Genomic DNA, 20,500 nt, shown 5'->3' with positions numbered 1-20,500 from the left:
GAGGATTCGCATGCGCGATGTCCTCAGCCCTTTTCTATTTCCACAGGGTTTCCCAATGGATGGGGCGCAGGGCGGATACGGGTGATTAGGTTTCGACTGTGAAGTTGTCCAACTGTGTATTGGTACCTTGGTCCCAGAGTTCAACGTATTTGATGTCGGCCGTATCTCGTGAATAGTCGACCCATGCGCCCGGAGCACTCCCGTGGTTTGGTGCCCACTTCGCCTGCAACAGAACTCGATTGGAATCGTAGTAATACACTAAGCACGATCGAGGGCCGGTCCAGCATCCGAATCGCACGAAACGAACAGGGAAATGAAACTCGACTCTGGCTCGCGCAACCCCTATCAGATATAGCATTCGCCCACTCACGGGTGTCCCCGGGTCCGGGAACTGGGGAGATGATGCGAACCTGACAAGCCCGGCCAGATTCGTGACGTCCATGAATTCGAGATGCTGAGTGTCATTGACAGGAAAGTTATAGTTTTCTGTCGATTCGAAATCCTCAGTAAGCTTCGCTGGCACTTTGCCAACGAAGTAGGTTCTGACCGGGAAAGTAACCGCATCAGCCTCATTCGATGAGCCGTCGAACGTGACTTTAAAAACAAGCCTCAGCGTGGACCCATCCGCCAACGGTGCAAAGTAGCTCGCTGGCACCTGTCGGTTCGCGAGTCCGACTTCGACGTGCTGGGCGTTGACCAGCACCCCGTTCGCCTGCCGATAGTTGTGGACGTTGCCGTCGCCATCGGTGCCTTCCAGATCCAGCCAGAAGCGCTGGCCTTCGGCAATCAACGGCCACGGGGGTGTCACAGTAATGACACCGCCATTCGCCACAAGCTCCAGATCGAGTTCATCGCCTTCGATGTCCTTGAGTTCGGGCGTGGGTAACGGGCCGCCTGGCGACGTGTCCAGCGCCAGCACATCCAGCGTGAGCGAATCGGAGACCCCAACCGACGCGCCCGCCCGCCGGACTTCGTATGTCACCGTCACACTGTTCCCGATATTGAAAGCCACGACCGATGGATCGAGCGCGATGTCTCTTGGCACGCTGCCGATAAAGAGCCACTCGGATTGATAGCTCCCGTCGATACCATTTCCGGTCCAGGTGACCTGCACCTCATCGGCCGGTTGCGCGCCGTTGAAGTTCACGGTGGCGGTGAGCGAGTTGACCGCGTCGAGCGGTTCGAGTCGGTTGCCGGTGGCCTCTTTGATACGAGGTGCCGGAAATGCCATCGGCGCGGCGCGAACTCGAATGGTTCTGACGTCGGAGACGTCTTCTCTACCATCCACGAAGCGGCTGACCGTGTAATGAACTTCAACCTCGTCACCGAGGTTGTCCCGGAAGACATCGACGGCCATGAGCAAAGTGAGCGGCTGCCCGGTCCCGCTGCCGGGAACGATCCGGGAGACGGTATCGGAACCCTTGGGGCCGTCGACGTGCACGGTGACGTTGTCGCCAGGTTCGAGATCGGCCTCTGCTGGCACCACGATAGGCACATCCACGATGCCCGTCGGATCGAGCACGCCATCGACTGCGTCGGGGATGTCCGGGGCGGGGAGCAACTGAACTTCACCGACGGAGAAGCGCAACGTATCGGACTTGAGTCTGGCCGCACCGCGCTCGATCTCGTAATACACGCTCACGCGCCGGTTGCGGTTTTCGTCGATGAAATTGCGGGCAATGTCGTAGGGAAGTTCTTTACCCGCTGTGCCGGTATTGACCGGGAACCAGTCGGTGTAGGTCGTCGCGCCGACCCAATACAGACGGACGATATCCCCGGCCTGCGTCACGCCTGCCGGAACCCGCGCGACCGTGCCAGCGGGGTTGGCGTCGGGATCGAGCATACCGTTGGTGACGCGATCCACGCTGGGCACCGGCAGTTCTGCCGATGTCGCCAACACAGTCAGCGTCAACGGTGGCGAGGTCTGTGGCCTTGGCTGGGGAGAAGGACTGGCGGCCTCCCAGAAGAACGTGACGGTATAGGTGATGCTGGCCTGACCGCCAGCGGTGGCCTCAACGATGTCTTGAGGCACGGTGAAGTTGATTTCCTTGCCGACGTCACCGCCAAAGACAGGCTGGGTGGCATCGTAGTTGACCGGTGCGCCGCCGGCGCCAAATCCATTCCAGTCGATGCGTATCGAATCCCCGGGTTGCTGTTCGAGGTAGACCGGCACGACGACGGTGGCGCCGTTTGGGGCGCTCATCGCCGGGTCGAGCGTGTTGTTAACGGCTTCGCGTACCGAGGGTGGGTCGGTAAACCTCGTATCGGGCTGGCTGGGTGATACCACTTGAGGCATTAAATCCCGAGCATTCATGATGCACTCCACAAAAAAACGAGAGAGGAATGTCGTGACGTCAGGGTGAGATCGCGATCTCTTTCCGCTCCTGGGAGTTCAATGGGCAATGCCCATCAGGACGGCAGATGGCACGGCATGGGGGAAGTCGCACCCAATTTCCCACGCCAAGTTGCGGCTCGACAACTGTCAACGTTGACAGGGGGAGGCGTCGCATCTGCGCTCGCCCAAGCTCACCCGGCGATGTCTTTGATATTTCACCTGAATAACAGGTAAAACATATTTACGCTATATCCAGCTATTTCGCATTTACGCGAATATCAGCTAAAATGCAAAATACCTGCATATAAGGTGAATCCCGATGAATCAGCTCATTGCTTTGCCAACGCAACTCGGCGAAATTTTGCGGTCGGCCCGTCGGTCGGCGGGGTTGACTCAGCTTGAGGCGGCCACGCGTCTGGGACTGAGTCAGAGTCGTCTGTCCGCGCTGGAGCTCGATCCGAAAATCATCTCGGTCGAGCAGTTACTGGCGTTAATGGGCCTTTACCGCCTTGACCTTGTCGTCCAGTCACGCGATGTTGCTCCTGTTGCTTCCAACACGGAGTGGTAATCGATGGGGCGCAGGTCACACACCCGGGCATTGTCCATCTGGGCGAATAATCAGCGCGTCGGCACGTGGCGCGTGCAGTCACGAGACCGCATGGCATTGCAGTACGACGACGCGTGGCGCGATTCCGCTGCAGGGCGTCCACTCTCGCTCTCGTTGCCGTTCGGCATCGATTCGTCGCCGCTGACCGGGGGCCGGGTCGGTAATTATCTCGAGAATCTTCTACCGGACAGCGATGTCATCCGGCGTCGGCTGGCAGGGAGGTATGGCACGCCATCGACGGATGGCTTCGATTTGCTTGAGGCCATCGGACGCGATTGTGTCGGGGCGATTCAACTCCTTGGCGAAGACGATGTACCTGGCAATGTGCAAACCATTGACGCGAGTCCCTTGTCTGAGGAAGCTGTCGCCGAGCATCTGCACAAAGCCGCTGGCGGTGTGATGCCGGAGCGATATGCTCACGACGACTTGCGACTGTCGATCGCGGGGGCACAGGAAAAGACGGCCCTGCTGTACCACGAAGGGCGCTGGTGTTTGCCGCATGGCGCCACGCCAACGACCCACATCCTCAAGTTGCCGATAGGGCTCGTAGGCAACCGGCGGGCAGACCTGTCGACGTCCGTCGAAAACGAGTGGCTTTGCATGCAACTGTGCGCGGCGCTCGGTTTGCCGACAGCCGCGAGCGAGATACTGACGTTCGGTGATCAGAAAGTGCTATCGGTGACGCGCTTCGACCGTCAGATGCACTCCAGCGGTACGTGGATCATGCGTTTGCCGCAGGAAGATTTCTGTCAGGTATTCGGGCTGCCGCCACATCTCAAATATGAGGCAGACGGTGGCCCCGGCATTGCCGATCTGGCCGCAACCTTGCGCCAGTCGCAGACATCGGACGAAGACCTGGAAACGGTGTTTCGCGCGCAGATCGTGTTCTGGATGCTGGCGGCGACGGACGGTCACGCAAAGAACTTCAGCATTCACCTTTTGCCGGGCGGACGTTACCGTCTTACCCCGCTCTATGACGTGCTGTCGATGTGGCCGATTATTGGCGACGGGCCGAATCAGGTGCCGTGGCAACGCGCCAAGCTCGCGATGTCGGTGGCCGGCAAGCACCGACACTATCGACTTCGGGAGATTCAGCGTCGACACTTCGATGCAATGGCGGCAAAGTGTTATCTCGGGGCGGGCGCGGCATCTATCCTCGACGCGTTGCTCGCGAGAGTCCCGCAGGCCATCGCCGAAGTTGCGAGCAGGCTGCCCACTGAGTTCCCGGAACGCGTGGCAGAAAGCATTTTTGCGGGGTTGCAGCACGCCGCCGATCACCTGGCAGCGCCTGCATCCTCCTAATTTGGGTGGAAAGCTGACTCTATCTCGTGAAGGTGAAGTTATCGATGAAAGAGTCGCCGCCGCCATCCGTAATTTCGATGTACTTGATATTGGGTTGCTGCGCCGTATATTGTGACCAGACACGGTCTGCTGAGCCGTATGACGGCGTTGCGTGCGAATGTATCAGGACTGAGTCTTTGTCCAGATATCGGACGTGGCTGGGGATTCGATCTGAATCTGCAATGCCGAATCTGACAGTCCGCATCGGCGTCTTCAGTTCCATCCGGACGGTTGCGTTCCTGCTAAGGCCGACGTACTGCATCCCAATTTGCGGCGCATAAGCGCTGCCGTTTGCGCCGATAGCTGCAGATGCAGAGACTGCAGTGAGGGTCATCCGCTGTAGCTCCAATGACGTTCCGACGGGAATGATGCCAAGCGGAGCCGTTTCGAAGTCTTCTGTGAAAGTATCCGGCGCTGAAATGATCCTGAAGGTGCGTTCAGGAAACGTTATGGCGTTGGCCTCATCCAGGGAGTGGTCGAACGTCACCTTGAAAATGATGCGTAGCTCGGTACCGTCGCCCAGCGACGCGAAGAAGCTCGCCGGTACCTGTCGGTTCGTCAGACCGATTTGGACGTGCTGTGGATTGACCACCACCCCGTTGGCCTGACGCAATTTGCGAGGCGTTCCATCTTCGTCGGTACCTTCAAGGTCAAGCCAGAAACGCTGTCCTTCGGCGATGAACGGCCACGGCGGCACCACCTGTACTACACCGCCATTCTCGACGTCATCGAGATCCAACTCGTCACCCTCGATGTCCTTGAGCTTCGGTGTGGGCAGATTCTGAAGCTCGCCAACGACAAAAATTAGATTTCTTGATGCCAGTCGTCTGTTGTTGCGCTCGATTTCATAGCGCACCGAAACGAGACCGTTTCGATTTTCTTCGATCAGATTACGCGCGATTTGGAACGGGACTTCCATTCCCGCCATTGCGGCGCTGATCGGAATCCAGTCGGTGAAACTGGAGGTGCCAGTCCACACGATGTGCACTATGTCGTTTGCGCGTGTAACGTCCGACGGGATACGCGCAACCGTACCGCCGGGGTCGGCATCGGGATCGAGTTTGCCGTTCGCGACGCGATCGACGAGGGGCAACGGCAGATTCGGATCGACTTCGTCTTTCGCGACAACGCTCAGCTCCAGCATGTAGGAGGTCTGCACGGGCAAGCCGGAGAAGTAGGTGACGGTATAGGTGAGCGTGACCGTGCCACCTGCGAGCAACTCAACGTTTACCTGCGGCACAGTGAAATACATTGGTTTTCCGACACCGCTGCCGGACAGCCATTGCTCATCGTTGTAGCTACGCGGGTTGCCGTCGGCATCGATGCCTTGCCAGTTGATGCGGACCATATCGCCCGCGGCTTGGTCCCAATAAACCGGCACCTCGACAGTCGCACCGCCCGGCGTGGTATCGGCTGGGTCGAGGAAAGGTGGATCGGCTTGCAATACGGACGGAGGATCGAGAAATCGCGGTGCGGCTGCGTCGGCGGACGAAGCTGAAGCACCAGCACCAGGGGGGAAATCTTCGCGCGCGTTCATCTGTGACTCCATGAAAGCCAGGGAGAGAATCGCTGCCGACGAACGAACCGTAACCCAGGCGCTTCTCATAAGTCGTCAGCGTTTCGCTACCAATGTGACACGCCGATTTCGCGCGCAACAACTGTCAGGGTTGACAGGGGGAGGTGTCACCTTCAATTCGCGTCGCGCAAATAGAAGCGGCCGGAGATGTGTCCGGCCGGTGAGGTCGTTCGCGGTTAATACCCCTTTTGCAGCGCGTCAGTTCGCAGCGGGCGCTGACGCGGGCGCAGGTGCCTTTGCCGTCATTGGCTTCTCGATAATCACCCGGCGGTTATCGCGGGCGATGACCTTCATCGGCAAACCGAGCGTCTCCAGCACGGCGAACTTGTCCGGATCGACCAGCGCGAGCGCCTTGCGGTCTTCCATCCAGACGTCCACGAACTTCTCAAGCGTCGGCACCCAACTGTCCGGGGCCTGCGAGATGCCGAACTCCAGCTCGTCCTGCACGGCGACCATGATCATCGGCTGACGCAGGTAGTACGGCATGGTGTGGTCGAGCGTGCCGACCGAGTAGAACGGCGTGTCCGGCCCCAGACGATCCATCTCCGCACGCACCGCCGGTACCAGATCGATTCCCGAACTTCCGCGACCGAACGCTTCGTGCCCCGAGCCGCCAATCATCACGAAGGCCAGCCACGTGCCCGCAAACGCGATGAGTGCCTGCCTGGTGCTGCGGGTACTCAGCCAGCGGGTGATGCCGATACCGATCAGGCCGACGGCGCTCGCCGCATACAGGTAGTACGAGAACGTGCGGTACGCCTCCACCGGGTTACGGCTGTCCGAGTGATGCGACAGGAACACCAGACACGTGACGATCGTCGCGACAAACAGCACGACGGACACGATGAGGTGCTTGCGCAGCGACTCACGTGTCATGGTGGCCAGGCCCAGGCCGAACAGCATCGCGATGGCTGGCACGATCGGCAGCACATACGAAATGAGCTTCGAGTGCGACATCGAGAAGAAGCAGAAGATGAAGACGGCCCACACGGTGATCATCAGCACCGGACGGAAACCGTTCGCCTGACGCGGCACGGCACGCGAACCGGCGATGGCGCGCGGAATCGTCGAGAGCCACGGCAGGAAACCGATCAGCAGCACGGGCACGAAGTACCAGAGCGCGCCCGGACGATGGTGGTCCGGCTTCAGGAAGCGGTTGAAGTGCTCGTTGATGAAGAAGAAATCGAAGAAGGACGGGTTTCGCGACATCACCGCTGCAAACCACGGCACCGTGATGGCCAGCATCACGATCAGGCCGCTCACGATGTGCAGACGCTTCCACAAGGCCCAGTCACGCGCGATCAGCGTGTAGATGACGAGCACAGCTCCCGGCAGGACCACACCGATCAGCCCCTTGCTCAGAATCGACAGGCCCATCGCCGCCCAGCACAGCCACATCCAGTTGCGGGTTTGCGTGTGGGTGAGACCCGGCCGTTGTGCCAGCAGCAGCGCGCACAGGACCAGCGTCATCATGAACGACAGGCCCATGTCCAGCACATTGAAGTGGCCGAGCAGGCTCCACAGCGGGGCGCTTGCCAGTGCCAGCGCGGCGAACAGACCTGCGCGGGCGCTGAATACGCGACGGCCGGTGTAACCCACGAGCAGCACGCCGCCGAACCCGGTCAGCGCCGTCCACAGGCGCGCCTGCCAGTCGCCCAGCCCGAAGATCATGAACGTGAGGGCGTTCATCCAGGTCTGGAGCGGCGGCTTCTCGAAGTACAGATAGCCGTTGTAACGCGGCGTGACCCAGTCGCCGGTGGCCAGCATTTCGCGCGCCATCTCTGCATAGCGGCCTTCGTCGCTGGGAATCAGGTGTCTCAGGTTCAGAACACCGAACCAGACCAGCGCGAACATGGCGATCAGCCAGAGCAGGGCGGTGGGGGAAATCGGCCAGGGCTCTAACCCGGCGTCACGTTGAGGACGTGTAGACATGAATACGAGGCTTCCGGTCTTGAGGATGAAATTGAGGTCGTTGAGTGTTCGCTTCAGGACTGACGCGGCTGGCCGAGCCCGCTGGACTGCGCATCAGGCGCATCGGGTGAATCGGCGACATCGGGATTCGGCAGCGTCACCCGCACATGCAGCCCGCGCGGAGGCGCCAGACTCGCATCTGTCAATTGCACTTGCCCGCCGAGGCGGTCGACGATGGCACGCACGATCGCCAGCCCCAGCCCGGTCCCGTCGCCACCGTGTTCGCGAGGTTCGCGGTGATCGGTGGCGCGGTAAAACGCGTCGAACACGCGTTCGCGCTTGTCGACATCGATTCCGGGGCCTGAGTCGATCACGTCGATCAGGACGTAGGCTCCCTTGGCCGACAACTGCACGGAGACCGTGCCACCGGCGGGCGTATAGCGCACGGCGTTGCCGACAATATTGCTCAGCAATGTGACGATGTCGCGCTTCGACCCTGCAACACGTAGGCCGGGCAGGCCGGAGCGGCCCGGCACACCGGTCGATGCGTCCGACAGATCGAGCATGATCTGCTTGCGATCGGCCAGAACGAACACATCTTCGAGCGCTTCGTGCACCGCAGGGAGCAACGTCAGGGGATTGGCCGGAACGGTCGGCGCGCTCTGGGCGCGGGCCAGCGTCAGCAACTGTTCGATCAGCGTGCGTGTGCGATGCAGGCCACTCTTGAGCTTGGCCAGCCGGTGACGCGTTTCGGCATCGAGGGCGGCCGGTGCGAGTGCACGGTCAAGGTTTTCGGACTGAATCACCAGCGCAGTGACCGGCGAGCGAAGTTCGTGCGCGGCGTCCGCCACGAAGCGGCGTTGCTCGTCGAGCGCCTTGGCCAGGCGCGCCAGCAGACGGTTGATCGACACGATAAACGGCTCGATTTCTGTGGGGGCGCCTTGCGTGTCGAGACCGCGTAGATCGGTATCGCGGCGCTTGTCGACTTCGGCGGCCAGTTGTTGCACAGGCCGCCATGCGCGGCGCACCGTCAATACGATGGCGGCGATGAGCAGCGGCAGGAACCCGACGAAGGGCATTGCGGTGCGAAGTCCGCTATTGCGCGCGATCTCGTTACGGCCTTCCGTCGGCTGCGCCACGACAATGCGTAGGTTCGGCTCGATGGTGCGCACGAAGGCCCGCCAGGTATGGTCGCCGGTGTTGACGGTGTGGAAACCGTCGGACAGCGTCACGGGAAAGGTGCCGCCAAGGCGCTGGACGCTCAGACGGTAGTCGTGATCCTGAATCGGCAGGCCGTGCATGGCCGAATCTGCCTCGGCCAGATTGCGCGTGTCAACGAGCGCGGCGAGTTGCAGCAGTTGGTCGTCCTGAAACCGATAGGCTTCGCGAAAGGCCGCACCGTACGAGACGAAGCCTGCGACGATGGCCAGTCCCAGCGCACAGGCCGAGAGCGTGACGACGAGCCGTGACTGCAACGAACGCATCATGCCTTGGGCACCAACCATCCCGCGCCGCGGATGTTGCGAATGACGTCGGCGCCGAGCTTCTTGCGAATCGAATGGATCAGGAAGTCGATCATGTTGCTCTCGATTTCTTCGCCCCAGCCGTACAGGCGATGTTCGAGCGCGTCCCGCGAGAGGATCGTGCCGGGGCGCAGCATCAGTGCGTGGAGCAGCGCGTATTCGCGCGCGGACAGAACGCAACTGTTCTCGCCGTAAGTCGCTTGATGCGTTGCCGGATCGAGCGCGAGCGCGCCGTTGGTCAGCACCGGCACGGCCACGCCCGCGTGACGTCGGATGACCGCACGCATTCTGGCGAGTAGTTCACCCACTTCGAAGGGTTTTACGACGAAGTCGTCCGCCCCCAGATCGAGGCCCTGAATAATGTCTTCTGCGCCATCGCGGGCGGTGACGACGATGATCGGCGTGCGCCCGCCAGCGCCGCGATGGGCGCGCAGCACGTCCCAGCCGTCCCGACCGGGAAGGCCGAGGTCGAGCAGCATGAGGTCGTACGCATGAGCGGCGAGGGCGGCGAGCGCGGCGTCGCCGTCGCGACACCAATCGGCGGCGTACGAGGCGTCCTTGAGCGCCTGCATCATGGCCTCACCGATCATGGCGTCGTCTTCTACTAGCAATATCCGCATGGGTTTCCGTACGCATTCTGGCGTGCTGAGATCAGCCTACGCCTAATCCGTGCCATCCACGGATGGATGGCACGGGCGCACGATAGCGCGCGAAACTTAGGAGAAACTTAGCTCGTACGCGTGTGCGTTCGTGCGACTATGCCATGCAAACACTTCAGCAATCAATGACTTAGCGACGATTCTTCAAGTGACATGATTGCTGAGCCCGTTTCGGTGCCCCAATGCAAACAGGCCGACATTTCGTCGGCCCGTTCATTTGAGGCATTTTCCTAGTGTGCGAATCCGTCGGAATGCGCGCAGCGAGTAGGACCTACAGGACGCGAAGCGTCTTCGCGGCCGCGACCATGTTTCGCAGCGCTGGAATGACTTCCGCCCACTGACGCGTCTTCAGTCCGCAGTCGGGGTTGACCCACAGACGTTGCGCCGGAATGCGCTCGGCGGCCTTCTTCATGAGCGAGACCATATGGTCCTGCGTCGGGATGTTGGGCGAGTGAATGTCGTACACGCCCGGTCCGATCTCGTTCGGGTACTGGAACGAGTCGAATGCATCGAGAAGTTCCATATCCGAGCGTGAGGTCTCGATGGTGATCACGTCGGCATCCATTTCGGCGATGGCCGCGATGATGTCGTTGAACTCCGAATAGCACATGTGCGTATGGATCTGCGTGTCGTCCTGCACACCGTTCGCCGTGATGCGGAACGACTCGACCGCCCAGTACAGATAGGTCGCCCATTGCGAACGGCGCAGCGGCAGCCCTTCGCGCAGCGCCGCTTCGTCGATCTGGATCACGCACACACCGGCACGCTCCAGATCCAGTACTTCCTCGCGGATTGCGAGCGCGAGCTGGAAGCACGAGACCGAGCGTGGCTGATCGTCGCGCACGAACGACCAGTTCAGGATCGTGACGGGGCCAGTCAGCATGCCCTTCATCGGCTTGCTGGTCAGGGACTGCGCGTACTTGATCCACTCGACCGTCATGGCCTTCGGACGGCTGATGTCGCCGAACATGATCGGCGGTTTCACGCAGCGTGAGCCATACGATTGCACCCAGCCGAACTGGCTGAACGCGTAGCCCTCGAGTTGCTCGCCGAAGTACTCGACCATATCGTTGCGTTCGGCTTCGCCGTGCACCAGTACATCCAGCCCCAACGCTTCCTGCTCACGTACGCTGCGCTCGATTTCCTTTTTCATGGCCGCGACGTAACCCGCCTGATCCAGCTCGCCTGCTTTGTACTGGCTGCGGGCGTTGCGGATCTCGGTCGTTTGCGGGAACGAGCCGATGGTCGTGGTCGGGTAGAGCGGCAGGTTTAGTCGCGCGGCCTGCTTCGGTGCCCGCTCGGCGTACGGACGCTTGCGACGGCCCAGGGTGACTTCGATCCGTTCAACCGCTGCCTTGACGGCCGGGTTGTGCACGCGCGGCGACGCACGGCGGCTGGCGATGGCGGCGGCATTGGCGCGCAGCTCGGCGGCCACGGCGTCACGCCCTTCATTAATGGCGCGAGCCAGCACCGTCACTTCAGCGAGCTTCTGTTTGGCGAAGGCGAGCCACGACCGGATCTCGGCGTCGAGCTTCTGTTCGCTCTCCAGATCGACCGGCACGTGCAGCAGCGAGCACGACGGCGCGATCCACAGACGCTCACGCAGTCGTTTCGCCATTGGCTCCAGCCAGTCCAGCACGGCCGCCAGATCCGCCTTCCAGATGTTGCGGCCGTTGACCACCCCCACCGACACGACCTTGTCCGCGGGTAGTGCAGCGATGACCTTGGCGACTTCGCTTTGCGCGTTCACGGCGTCGATGTGCAGACCCTCGACGGGTAGGCGGCACGCCAGCGGCAGGTTCTCTTGCAGCTCACCGAAGTACGTGGCAAGCAGACGTTTGACCGGTGCGGGGGCAAGCGCGGCGTACGCGGTTTCGAAGGCTGTCCGCCATTCGGCCTCCAGTTCGGTGACGAGGACCGGCTCGTCGATCTGCACCCATTCCACGCCTTGTGCGGCGAGCGTTTCCAGCAGCTTCACGTAGACCGGCAACAGGCGCGGTAGTAGCGCCAGCTTGTCGCTGTCGTCTTTCGATTTGCCGAGCCAGAGGTAGGTGACCGGACCGACGATGACCGGCTTGGCCTTGACCCCGGCGGCGCGGGCTTCGATGAGTTGATCGACGAGACGCGAAGCGTCCAGCGCGAAGGTCGTGTCAGCGGTGAACTCGGGGACAATGTAGTGGTAGTTCGTATCGAACCACTTCGTCATCTCGCCAGCGGCGACGCCGCCGCAACAGTCGGCGTGATCGTCAGCGCTCTGGGCCGAGCGGCCACGTGCCACGCGGAAATAGTTGTCCAGTACGTCGCCGTGAAAGCCTTGTACGCGCTTGGGCAGATTGCCCAGCGTGAAGCTCATGTCCAGCACCTGATCGTAGAACGCAAAGTCGCCGACCGGGGCCAAATCCAGCGCCGCTTGATCCTGCCAATGACGCAGACGCAGTGAAGCACCGAGCGCCTTCAGTTCGTCGCGCGACGATTGGCCCTTCCAGTACGCTTCCTGACCGAACTTCAGCTCGCGCTTCGCGCCAACGCGCGGGAATCCCAGATTGTGTGTCTTTACCATGTTCTCTATCGACCCTTGTCACCGGAGGAATTGAAACGGTGACATCGATCATAGAGACTTCAAGCCATGAATGAAAATGGTCTTATTTCTATGTAACGGTAATTTTATTCATGATGGGCGGGCGTGGCGAGGGTGCGCGAGACGTCCTGCAACACCTCGATGAGCGCGAGGGTTGCGGCACTCGGGGCGTGCCCGTGGAGGACGCCGACGGTCGGTGCGACGTGGGAGAACGGCAACCCGAAGTCATGAAGTGCTGGAGCGAGCGGTGAGCGCGCCACGCCCAGCGTCGACGCGAGGAAGAGGCACGGCATGGCCAGCGCTGCGCTCGCATTGGTCATGAGCGTGACCGATTCCATGATCACGCGCGGCAGTGGCAGCCCATGATGGGCGAATTCGGTATCGATGGCCCGCCGCATGGGGGTGCCGGGTGGCGGGACGATCCATGGATAGCGCGCGACATCGGGCCAGCCGGGCGAAGGGTGCGACGCGAGCGGATGGTTTCGCGCCCCGAACACCCGCACGTCGTCGTCATACAGCGGCACACTGCCGAAGCCCGCGTTCATGGCGGTTTCGTCCAGTCGGCAGACGAGCAGATCGATCTCGTGCCAGCGCGCGCGGGGCAGCAGACGGTCGAGCGTGTCCTCGAACAGATTGATGCGAATCGACGGCCCGGTGCGTTCCAGTCGCGCGAGCGTTTGCGGCATGAGCACGCTCGCCATGCCCGGCAGGATGCCCACGTTCACCGGCTGTGCAAGCCCGTCTCGCAATGCCTGCATGGCGGGGGCGACACCTGCCAGATCGGTCAGCATGCGCTCGGCGCGTTCCAGCAGTGCGTCGCCGTATGGGGTCGGGGTCACGCGCCGGGTGGTGCGCTCGAACAACGACACGCCGAGCGCGTCCTCGATCTCACGCAACCACTTCGACAATGCAGGCTGGGTGATCGCGGCAGCTTCCGCCGTACGGGCGAAACTGCGCGTGCGGCCCAGCCAGCGAAGCGTCTCGAGATCGCGGATTCGGAGTTTGCGGAGGACGGCCGGAATCTGACGCGCGAATTGTGACGACGGCAAAGGGTCTCGGTCCGTGCGGGAGTGTTCGGTCATGTCGGCCAGGCGATGCATTGATGAGTTGCCGATACGTTACCGCATTATTGATGTTCTTCTGGTAATGAATTTGGCGTGACTTTTCATCGATCTGTTCAGAGTTAAACCGAATAATGAGACTCCCATCCGGTCGCTGGCGCACGACACGACGCTGGCACCCCATCAGGAGCGAGACGCATGACGACACGTAAACCTTCATCCCCCGGGACCTCCGACGACGCGACGTCCGCAGTACAGCCGGACACGCCCAGCCGCAACGCGCGACGCGACTTTCTGAAACAGGCCGGTGTTGCGATGGCATCGGCCGGGCTGGTGCCGTCGGCCATGTCGGCCACGGGCGTGGCATCGCCGACCCAGCACGCGGCCGACGACGGTTACGTCATGCCGACGGAGGCCCCGGGCGCCGCCCCCAAGGGCTACAACATCTTGTTCATCCTCACCGATCAGGAGCGGCACTTCGACAAGTGGCCGTTTCCGGTGCCGGGCCGCGAACGGCTGCGCCGCGAGGGGGTGACGTTCATGAATCATCAGATTGCCGCTTGCGTGTGTTCGCCGTCGCGCTCGGTCGTCTACACCGGTCAGCACATCCAGCACACGCGCGTGTTCGACAACTGCGGTATTCCGTGGCAGCCGGATATGTCGACCGATATCCGCACGATCGGCCATATGATGCGCGACGCCGGGTACTACGCGGCGTATCTCGGCAAGTGGCATCTCAGCGGCAAACTGCATCACAACCACACGCCCTACGACACGCCGACGCAGGAATACAACGCGTTGATCCGCTCATACGGCTTCGACGATTACTTCGGCGTGGGCGATCTGATCGGGCGCGTGCGTGGGGGCTATACCTACGACGGATTGACGACGTCGTCCGCCGTATCCTGGCTGCGCGGACGCGGCGCACAACTGGCGAGCGAAGAGAAGCCGTGGTTCATGGCGGTGAATCTCGTCAATCCGCACGACGCGATGTTTCTGAACACCGATCCGGCGGGCGTCGACACGCAAAACGCCAGCAAACCGACGCTGGGCAACGCCCGTCCGCCGAAGGACAGTCTTTACGATAAGCATTGGGACGTCCCGCTCGCAGCCACGCGAAAGCAGGCTTACGATGCATCCGGCCGACCCGCTGCGCACGGTGTCTACAACGCGGCCGAGGGCGTGCTGGTCGGGGACTATCCGCTCGACGACGCGCGTCTTCAGGTCTATCAGGACTATTACTTCAATTGCATCCGCGACTGCGACACCCATGTCGTGACGCTGCTCGATACGCTGCGAGAGCTGGGCATCGACAAGAACACCATCGTCGTGATGAGTGCCGATCATGGCGATCACGTGGGCGCGCACAAGCTCGTAGGGAAGGGGCCGACGACCTATCGTGAGCAGAATCACGTGCCGCTCGTGATCCGTCACCCGGCATATCCGGGCGGTAAGCAGTGCGCCGCGCTCAGCTCGCACGTGGATATCACGCCGACGTTGCTCGGGTTGACGGGGCTCGACGCCGACAGTGTGGCCCGCATTGCAGGCAAGGCCGCGCATGGGCACGACCTCACGCCGCTGCTACGCCGTCCTGAGCGGCAGGCGGTCGATGCGCTTCGTCCGGCCACCCTGTTCAACTACGCCATGCTGCTTTTCTACGACAGCGAGTGGTTGGCACAGGAATATGCGACGTTGCGTCAGAAGGGCGTGTCGGTCGACGAGATCCATCGACGGGTGATCGCACGTCAGCCGGACTTCCGGCATCGCGGCATGATTCGCAGTGTGTTCGACGGCCGCTATCGCTTCTCTCGCTACTTTTCGCCAAAGGCGTTCAACCGGCCGACGTCGCTGGAGACACTGTTCGCCAATAACGACGTCGAACTTTACGATCTGCACGCCGATCCGACGGAGTCGCGCAATCTGGCGCTCGACGCGCGTAGCAACGGGGCGTTGCTCATGGCGATGAACACGCTGCTCAACGATCGGTTAGACGCAGAAGTGGGCGAAGATCGCGCGGACATCCTGCCGATCCGCGACGGGCGCGTGCATTTCACGTTCGAGACGTCATCTCACTGAGTCCACCGTCCGCCCGGATTCAATCGGGCGTTGACCCAGTGGCACGGCTGTCATGCCATGGCGGTTGGCGCACCGGATGACATCGGTGGTACGCTCTTGCGACCTCATGGGAGCGAGCCGAGGCTCCTCCCGCATGGGTCTGCCGCCTCTGTCATTCGCTAATGTCAACGCCATGAACAAACGTGAATTCCTTGCCGGTGCCGTGGCACTGGGCGCATCGGTGCCTGTCTTTGCCAAGCCGGGGACCGCGGGCATCTCCGCCACTGCAGCACCGGCGTCGACACCGCTCGTCACGCTCAGCGGCGCGATCACGCGTCTCAACCGCGGTCCGGTCGACCCGGCGCTCGATCAACTGTTTCACAAGCAACTCGTGCGATTCGACGCGGCGTATGCGCTCGACTTCGCCATGCTCACGCGAATGCCAGCGCAGACGATTCGCCCCACGCTGGAGTACGACGCGAAGCCGCACACGTTGCGCGGACCGCGTCTGGCGGATGTGCTGGTGCAGGCGGGGGCGCCGTCGAATCCGCTCACTCAGGTGTTGCTGCGCGCCATCGACGGCTACGTGGTGGCGACCACGATAGGGCAGGTGCGGGAGTACGGCTTCCTGCTTGCCACGCATATCGACGACAAGCCGCTCGCGCTGGGCGGACTCGGACCACTGTGGGCCGTGTACGACCCGGCCGCGATTCCGGCGCTGGCGGGCAAACCGCTCAAGGAGCAGTTCACCCTGTGTCCGTGGGGCGTGTATCACATTCAGATCAACGCCGTTTCGTGACGCACCCGATCCTGTCTTAGTACGACGTCGGGCGCCCTGGCATTGACGTCGCGCGCGGCGGGGGATCGATCGCTTGATATGGGTTCAGACGCCCGGGCAGTTTGACCGGATCGAGTTCGTCGACATCTTCGTGCAAGATGCGACGGATCTCCAGAATCGCCTGTGGCGTCTCCTGCACGCTATGACCTGCGACGATGACGCGCTCGGATTGCGCGCCCGCGAGATGCGCACTCGTGTACGGCACCACACCGTCGCTCGACGCCTCCAGCGGCCCCTTGGCATCGCGCCGCGCGATGATCGAGTGGTATTGCACCGACGGCGAGATCTTCAGTCCGGCCGCGGCCATCACGTAAGGATCGTCGTCACGCAACTGATCGACACTGTTGGGCACGTAGCGTGTCTTGCCCTCCGACGGACTGTCTTCGGATCCAGTCGCGTAGTGCAGAACGTCGTCGATCCCCGAGAGCAGCGTGACCGGCAGCTTGATCAGGTTCGACACCCAGCGTCCGATGCGGTTGCGGGCGAACGGCGTGCCCCGGTGCGGTGCGGCGATGAAGATGGCGCGCTCGAACTGCGGCACCGGCTTGAAGCTGAACAGCGGATCGAGCCGGTCGCGGGCACGGTCGATCTGGTCTTCGTCCAGGTGGTACTCGTGCTGGAACGTGTCCCAGAGCTGATCGTCCGAGCTGGACACCATCAGGCGCGCGATCACGCCGCCCATGCTGTGTCCGATGACGACCGCTTCGTGAGACGCGGCGGACAGGCCATCCGGGTCGAAGTGCTTAAGCGTCGTCTCGAACGCGTTGCGAATGGCCATCGCGTTCACGAGAATCGGCGCATTCGTCGGGTAATAGACCTGCCAGACCTGAAAGTGCTCGCGCAGCGTCGCATCGCCCTGAATTTCGTTGGCGAGATTCACCCATGCCTCCGGGCTGCTGGCCAGCCCGTGCAGCATCAGAATGACACGGCGTCCCGGATCGAACGGTTGCATCAGGTAAATGTGGGGACGCACGATACCGCGGTCGCGTCCGAACAACGTGCGCAACGACTGCTCGGCGAAGCCCGAGCGCGCCAGCCACAGTCCGTAACCGGCTGTGAAGTTGCCCGCCAGCGGCACCGTCTGGTGATTCAGTTCGACGGACGTTTGCCGGTACGGGTCGTAGACCACCAGTGTGGCGACCTTCGTCGTGAGGACCTGTTCGAGCGTGGTGCCGTCGAAGCGCAACAGCAGCGTGAGCGACGGTGAGGGCATCTCGCTGAACACCGGCCCGGCATTCGGATCGGTGGCGCGCCGGAAATCGCGCGACGCCCGGCTTTCGCGTGGGTTAGGTGTCGTGTCCCGGTTGTCCGGACCGGTTGCGGCGTCGCCCCGGGGCGTCGGGTTCTGACCGGCGGCGGCGAGCGCCTCGGCGGCGGACTTCTCGTCAAGCACGGCCACCAGCTCCGCGCCGAAACCGTCGCGCCGGTACGGACTGCGCAGCCCCGCGAAAGACAGCGTGGACGCGGGCAAGACTTCGCGCGGCTGGACGCGGTTACCGGCGAATCGCACGCTGCTGGCGTCGACCGGCAGGAGCCATCCCGCTATTTTGTCGCTGCCCGTTTGCTGCACGCGACGGAACAACGCGACCGAGAAGTTCTGCACGGCATAGTTGTAATAGTCGCGAACCTGCGTCTGACGGTCTTCGAAGGCCCGTTCGCTCGACGGACGGTCGCTGTAAAACAGATACGCGTAGGCGTAGCGTGCCGAGCGCAGCCACAGGTCGAACTGCGCATCGTTCCATTGCCGCTCGCCCGTGGGGGTCTGCGCGATGGCGAGCTGCATCGACATTTCGGCCATGGCCGCGAGCCGCCGGTCGACGTCGATTTCCTTGGCGCGGCCTAACGCGTCGATACAGTCGAGCGACGATTTGGCGCAAAGGGTGTCGTCGAGGCCTGCCACGCGAATGGTCTCGTCGGTCGACGCACTGAGCTTGCCGGTCGACAGAATGTCGCCGCGCTTCATGGCGATGTACTGTTCGGGGCCGAGCGAGCGGACTTCCACCATCGCGCACCCGGACAGGGTCGTCAGCCATACCGCAGCCATCAGCATGCCCGCACGCCGCAACGCAGGCGCCTTGCCACATGCATGCAACGAGATCATGGCGTCACCTTCGGATCGTCGCCCGGCACGCCCTGACGGATGAGGGTCGAAAACTCGGGCGCGTCGCCTGCGGCCAGTGCCCGGGCCACGAAATTGCCCCGTTCATGCAGTTGCGCGTAGGTGAAGCCCGGTGTCAGACCGCCTTGATCGTAGGCGTACTCGGCGAAGTACCCCGACAGCAGCAACCGGTAGTCGAGCGGCAATCCCGGCGCAATGAGACGGGCGATCTCGAAGACGATGGTCGTGCAGTTGCTGGTCAGCGTGTTGTACCAAGCGGGCGTATCGTGCAGTTCGCGCGCGCGGGCGAGATAGCCGAGAAACACTTCACGCAGTTGTTTGGGCGGGATGTTGAGGCGATACAGGTAGGTCGTTTCGCCGCGCACGTTGCTGCGGACCCGCAGAATGTCGCGCTCGTCGGCGGCCACGAGCGTGGCTTCGAAGTCTTTGAAGAACCCGCCGATAGCCGAGAACTTCTGGCCTTGCTTCTTGCGAATTTCGATGGAAAACACCACGCGGCGACCGTCGGAGAAGCCGAACGACACCAGTGTGTGGGCAATTGCCGGACCCATCCAGTACGACAGGACGAGATCGGCACTCTCCAGCTTGTCTAGATCGTACTCGCGAGTTTCCCAGCGCGGCGTGAAGTCGGTTTCCGTGCGCCACTCGAAGTTGCGCACGTTGTGCAGTGTGACGTGTTCGCCGTCGATTCGGGAGTCGAGCAATTGCGCGACATCGGCCGCCCAGAGGCGGTCGTTGGACGCACGGATCGTCTGCCACCAGCCGACGAGCAGCACCAGCGCGACCAGAAAGGCGAGTGGCCAGCCCCGCAGCGGCATACCGGCGCGTACGCGCAATAGCGCAACGATCGCGACGATCCCGAGCAGCACCCACGCGGCGATCACGAGGTAGCGCACGGGCGCCGGACCCGGGCAACGATAGGCGAGGGCCATCGTCCCCCAGGCGCACGCGCCCAGCACGAGCAGGGCGAGGAACGAGCGCAGCACGTAGACGTACCACGCGATGTGATGGCTGGCGAGCGCGTCGCCAGCATGGGATTGCAGTTGCACCATGTTTCGCAGAGTTCAATCCGGGGCGGCCGCCTTGCAACGGTTCGCGGCCGCCTCGCAACGGCTAAGGCGACCGCCTCACTGCACAGCCAGCCGCTCGGCCCAACCCGCGCGGCGTACCACCCATTTTTCCAGTTCAGCGCCGAAGAATACCAGCAGACCGGCCCCCAGGACTTCCAGCCATTCGCGCCCGTTCAGCGGCGACGAGCCGAACTTCGTCTGCATGCACGAGGCCATCGGGGACAGTAGACGCATGCCACGAACAGGCTCACGGCATAGCGCGTGGATCGACGAGACGATGGTGACTCCCGGGCAGCATAGCGTAAGTTAGGTCTCCGAGGGAGGGTACGAGGCCGGTGCGGCGGCGCGTTACAATGCCCGCATTCCGTGCATCCTCAACACGGATTCCGGGCATTCACTTCACGAATTGGAGACGTTATGAGGCTGGCATGCTGAGGCATTCCAAAGGGGGATTACTGGTTCGTTGGAGCGTCTTGCTGATGGTGGCGCTCGGGGCCGTCGGGCTCGCCGCCTGCACCACGCGCCCGTTTCAGCCCTCGCCACCGCTCTACAAACTCTGGGCAAAGCGAGGTGTCGACGAGCAGGGCGTACGCAATGCCATGCTGGCGTGCGGCTTCCCCAATTCGGCGTATGTCGACCGCAAGGACATGCCGCTCAACGACTTCGCCAAGGGCGAGTTGTGCATGATCGACCACGGGTTCCAGTATCAGGACCGGCGGATCATTTGCACCGACTTCCCGGACTTGCCCGCGTGCGCCAATGTGCCGCGCGGCAAGACGTTCGGCTCGGATCCGGATTTCGGTCCGGCCGCGAATAAGCCCCGCTAG

15 protein-coding genes are annotated in these 20,500 nt (G+C 62.3%); 5 read left to right on the top strand and 10 right to left on the bottom strand.

The features are described from left to right. Positions 1-85: 85 nt before the first annotated feature. Positions 86-2,314, bottom strand: coding sequence for a hypothetical protein (locus PAN31117_RS09475; protein WP_150737964.1), 2,229 nt, complete (start codon positions 2,312-2,314; stop codon positions 86-88). Between the two features lie 340 nt (positions 2,315-2,654). On the opposite strand from PAN31117_RS09475, the gene PAN31117_RS09470 reads away from it, so the two are divergent. Further along, complete coding sequence (locus PAN31117_RS09470; protein WP_150737963.1) at positions 2,655-2,903, top strand: helix-turn-helix domain-containing protein; 249 nt, start codon at positions 2,655-2,657, stop codon at positions 2,901-2,903. Positions 2,904-2,906: 3 nt separating this feature from the next. Further along, positions 2,907-4,244 (top strand): type II toxin-antitoxin system HipA family toxin, encoded by a 1,338-nt coding sequence (locus PAN31117_RS09465; protein WP_150737962.1) that lies wholly within the window; start codon positions 2,907-2,909, stop codon positions 4,242-4,244. A 19-nt stretch (positions 4,245-4,263) separates the two neighbouring features. Here the strand turns inward: PAN31117_RS09465 and PAN31117_RS09460 are convergent, their stop codons facing one another. From PAN31117_RS09460 to PAN31117_RS09435, 6 genes are all read right to left on the bottom strand, one after another. Continuing rightward, on the bottom strand, positions 4,264-5,820 hold the full coding sequence (locus tag PAN31117_RS09460) for a hypothetical protein (protein ID WP_150737961.1): 1,557 nt from the start codon (positions 5,818-5,820) through the stop codon (positions 4,264-4,266). A 237-nt stretch (positions 5,821-6,057) separates the two neighbouring features. After that, positions 6,058-7,791 carry a glycosyltransferase family 39 protein gene (locus tag PAN31117_RS09455; protein ID WP_150737960.1) on the bottom strand — a complete coding sequence of 578 codons (1,734 nt, stop codon included), beginning with the start codon at positions 7,789-7,791 and terminating at the stop codon, positions 6,058-6,060. A 53-nt stretch (positions 7,792-7,844) separates the two neighbouring features. Beyond that, complete coding sequence (locus PAN31117_RS09450; protein ID WP_174990895.1) at positions 7,845-9,257, bottom strand: sensor histidine kinase; 1,413 nt, start codon at positions 9,255-9,257, stop codon at positions 7,845-7,847. Continuing rightward, positions 9,254-9,913, bottom strand: coding sequence for a response regulator transcription factor (locus PAN31117_RS09445; protein WP_039398505.1), 660 nt, complete (start codon positions 9,911-9,913; stop codon positions 9,254-9,256). The genes PAN31117_RS09450 and PAN31117_RS09445 overlap by 4 nt, the downstream gene beginning before the upstream one ends. A 310-nt stretch (positions 9,914-10,223) precedes the next feature. Then, positions 10,224-12,512, bottom strand: a complete 2,289-nt coding sequence (gene metE / locus PAN31117_RS09440; RefSeq protein ID WP_150737958.1) for a 5-methyltetrahydropteroyltriglutamate--homocysteine S-methyltransferase — start codon at positions 12,510-12,512, stop codon at positions 10,224-10,226. Between the two features lie 104 nt (positions 12,513-12,616). Continuing rightward, positions 12,617-13,579, bottom strand: a complete 963-nt coding sequence (locus tag PAN31117_RS09435) for a LysR family transcriptional regulator (RefSeq protein WP_174990894.1) — start codon at positions 13,577-13,579, stop codon at positions 12,617-12,619. A 210-nt stretch (positions 13,580-13,789) separates the two neighbouring features. On the opposite strand from PAN31117_RS09435, the gene PAN31117_RS09430 reads away from it, so the two are divergent. Beyond that, positions 13,790-15,667 (top strand): sulfatase family protein, encoded by a 1,878-nt coding sequence (locus tag PAN31117_RS09430; protein WP_150737956.1) that lies wholly within the window; start codon positions 13,790-13,792, stop codon positions 15,665-15,667. 172 nt (positions 15,668-15,839) lie between these two features. After that, on the top strand, positions 15,840-16,445 hold the full coding sequence (locus PAN31117_RS09425; RefSeq protein ID WP_150737955.1) for a putative pterin-binding protein: 606 nt from the start codon (positions 15,840-15,842) through the stop codon (positions 16,443-16,445). A gap of 16 nt (positions 16,446-16,461) precedes the next feature. Here the strand turns inward: PAN31117_RS09425 and PAN31117_RS09420 are convergent, their stop codons facing one another. From PAN31117_RS09420 to PAN31117_RS27085, 3 genes are all read right to left on the bottom strand, one after another. Continuing rightward, positions 16,462-18,585, bottom strand: coding sequence for an esterase/lipase family protein (locus PAN31117_RS09420; protein ID WP_246188993.1), 2,124 nt, complete (start codon positions 18,583-18,585; stop codon positions 16,462-16,464). After that, positions 18,582-19,655 (bottom strand): Lnb N-terminal periplasmic domain-containing protein, encoded by a 1,074-nt coding sequence (locus PAN31117_RS09415; protein ID WP_150737954.1) that lies wholly within the window; start codon positions 19,653-19,655, stop codon positions 18,582-18,584. Before PAN31117_RS09415 ends, PAN31117_RS09420 begins: the two co-directional genes overlap by 4 nt. Positions 19,656-19,730: 75 nt before the next feature. Next, positions 19,731-19,907, bottom strand: coding sequence for a hypothetical protein (locus PAN31117_RS27085; protein ID WP_174990893.1), 177 nt, complete (start codon positions 19,905-19,907; stop codon positions 19,731-19,733). 194 nt (positions 19,908-20,101) lie between these two features. On the opposite strand from PAN31117_RS27085, the gene PAN31117_RS09410 reads away from it, so the two are divergent. Further along, positions 20,102-20,500, top strand: a complete 399-nt coding sequence (locus tag PAN31117_RS09410) for a hypothetical protein (protein ID WP_174990892.1) — start codon at positions 20,102-20,104, stop codon at positions 20,498-20,500.

The sequence above is a fragment of the Pandoraea anapnoica genome (assembly GCF_902459765.1).
Classification (GTDB): Bacteria; Pseudomonadota; Gammaproteobacteria; order Burkholderiales; family Burkholderiaceae; genus Pandoraea; species Pandoraea anapnoica.
The sequence above is the reverse complement of the archived record's forward strand: the minus strand, read 5'-3'. Positions and strand labels throughout refer to the sequence as shown.

Coding starts and splice junctions, on each gene's coding strand:
- PAN31117_RS09445 (WP_039398505.1), bottom strand. CDS start 9,913: ATGCGGATATTGCTAGTAGAAGACGACGCCATGATCGGTGAGGCCATG.
- PAN31117_RS09410 (WP_174990892.1), top strand. CDS start 20,102: ATGCTGAGGCATTCCAAAGGGGGATTACTGGTTCGTTGGAGCGTCTTG.
- PAN31117_RS09475 (WP_150737964.1), bottom strand. CDS start 2,314: ATGAATGCTCGGGATTTAATGCCTCAAGTGGTATCACCCAGCCAGCCC.
- PAN31117_RS09460 (WP_150737961.1), bottom strand. CDS start 5,820: ATGAACGCGCGCGAAGATTTCCCCCCTGGTGCTGGTGCTTCAGCTTCG.
- PAN31117_RS09455 (WP_150737960.1), bottom strand. CDS start 7,791: ATGTCTACACGTCCTCAACGTGACGCCGGGTTAGAGCCCTGGCCGATT.
- PAN31117_RS09465 (WP_150737962.1), top strand. CDS start 2,907: ATGGGGCGCAGGTCACACACCCGGGCATTGTCCATCTGGGCGAATAAT.
- PAN31117_RS09430 (WP_150737956.1), top strand. CDS start 13,790: ATGACGACACGTAAACCTTCATCCCCCGGGACCTCCGACGACGCGACG.
- metE (WP_150737958.1), bottom strand. CDS start 12,512: ATGGTAAAGACACACAATCTGGGATTCCCGCGCGTTGGCGCGAAGCGC.
- PAN31117_RS09420 (WP_246188993.1), bottom strand. CDS start 18,585: ATGATCTCGTTGCATGCATGTGGCAAGGCGCCTGCGTTGCGGCGTGCG.
- PAN31117_RS09425 (WP_150737955.1), top strand. CDS start 15,840: ATGAACAAACGTGAATTCCTTGCCGGTGCCGTGGCACTGGGCGCATCG.
- PAN31117_RS09470 (WP_150737963.1), top strand. CDS start 2,655: ATGAATCAGCTCATTGCTTTGCCAACGCAACTCGGCGAAATTTTGCGG.
- PAN31117_RS27085 (WP_174990893.1), bottom strand. CDS start 19,907: ATGCGTCTACTGTCCCCGATGGCCTCGTGCATGCAGACGAAGTTCGGC.
- PAN31117_RS09415 (WP_150737954.1), bottom strand. CDS start 19,655: ATGGTGCAACTGCAATCCCATGCTGGCGACGCGCTCGCCAGCCATCAC.
- PAN31117_RS09450 (WP_174990895.1), bottom strand. CDS start 9,257: ATGATGCGTTCGTTGCAGTCACGGCTCGTCGTCACGCTCTCGGCCTGT.